The following is a 1,567-nucleotide window of genomic DNA, read 5'->3' as shown; positions in this document are numbered from 1 at the left end:
CAGTGATCCTATGCTGCCGAGAAAAGCCTCTAGTGAGTTCATACACGGCCCGTACCCCAAACCGACACAGGTGATCAGGTAGAGAATACCAAGGCGATCGAGAGAACTGTGGTTAAGGAACTCGGCAAAATGCCCCCGTAACTTCGGGAGAAGGGGGACCACGCCCGGTGACGATCCTTGCGATCTGAGCTGGGGGTGGTCGCAGAGACCAGAGAGAAGCGACTGTTTACTAAAAACACAGGTCCGTGCGAAGACGTAAGTCGATGTATACGGACTGACGCCTGCCCGGTGCTGGAAGGTTAAGAGGACCGGTTAGCCGCAAGGCGAAGCTGAGAATTTAAGCCCCAGTAAACGGCGGTGGTAACTATAACCATCCTAAGGTAGCGAAATTCCTTGTCGGGTAAGTTCCGACCTGCACGAATGGCGTAACGACTTCTCTGCTGTCTCGACCACAGACTCGGCGAAATTGCACTACGAGTAAAGATGCTCGTTACGCGCGGCAGGACGAAAAGACCCCGGGACCTTTACTATAGCTTGGTATTGGCGTTCGATTCGGTTTGTGTAGGATAGGTGGGAGACTGTGAAGCATGCACGCCAGTGTGTGTGGAGTCGTTGTTGAAATACCACTCTGATCGTATTGGACGTCTAACCTCGGCCCATGATCTGGGTTAGGGACAGTGCCTGGTGGGTAGTTTAACTGGGGCGGTTGCCTCCTAAAGAGTAACGGAGGCGCCCAAAGGTTCCCTCAGCCTGGATGGCAATCAGGTGTTGAGTGCAAGTGCACAAGGGAGCTTGACTGTGAGACTGACACGTCGAGCAGGGACGAAAGTCGGGACTAGTGATCCGGCACCGGCAAGTGGAAGCGGTGTCGCTCAACGGATAAAAGGTACCCCGGGGATAACAGGCTGATCTTCCCCAAGAGTCCATATCGACGGGATGGTTTGGCACCTCGATGTCGGCTCGTCGCATCCTGGGGCTGGAGTAGGTCCCAAGGGTTGGGCTGTTCGCCCATTAAAGCGGCACGCGAGCTGGGTTTAGAACGTCGTGAGACAGTTCGGTCTCTATCCGCCGCGCGCGTAAGAAACTTGAGGAAGGCTGTCCCTAGTACGAGAGGACCGGGACGGACGAACCTCTGGTGTGCCAGTTGTTCCACCAGGAGCATCGCTGGTTAGCTACGTTCGGAAGGGATAACCGCTGAAAGCATCTAAGCGGGAAGCCTGTTCCAAGATGAGGTTTCTCACCACCTTCGCGTGGTTAAGGCCCCCCACAGACCATGGGGTTGATAGGCCGGAACTGGAAGCGCAGCAATGCGTGCAGGTGACCGGTACTAATCGGCCGAGGGCTTACACACAAACAGCCCCTAAAGAATCGCAACGCGTCCACTGTGCAGTATCTGAAACAACACACCCACGCAAAAACACGTGGGCCTTGTTTCACAGAGTTACGGCGGCCATAGCGGCAGGGAAACGCCCGGTCCCATTCCGAACCCGGAAGCTAAGCCTGCCAGCGCCGATGGTACTGCACTCGTGAGGGTGTGGGAGAGTAGGTCACCGCCGAACACAACTTC

Annotated in this window: 2 rRNA genes; both read left to right on the top strand. The window is 55.8% G+C overall.

The features are described 5' to 3' along the window. A 23S ribosomal RNA gene (locus tag AYO52_RS16000) occupies positions 1 to 1,351 on the top strand; the annotation flags it as partial. 91 nt (positions 1,352 to 1,442) lie between these two features. After that, positions 1,443 to 1,559 (top strand): 5S ribosomal RNA (gene rrf, locus AYO52_RS15995). Positions 1,560 to 1,567: the final 8 nt, after the last annotated feature.

The organism is Dietzia sp. 111N12-1 (assembly GCF_001658045.1).
In the GTDB taxonomy this organism is placed as follows: domain Bacteria; phylum Actinomycetota; class Actinomycetes; order Mycobacteriales; family Mycobacteriaceae; genus Dietzia; species Dietzia kunjamensis.
The sequence above is the reverse complement of the archived record's forward strand: the minus strand, read 5'-3'. Positions and strand labels throughout refer to the sequence as shown.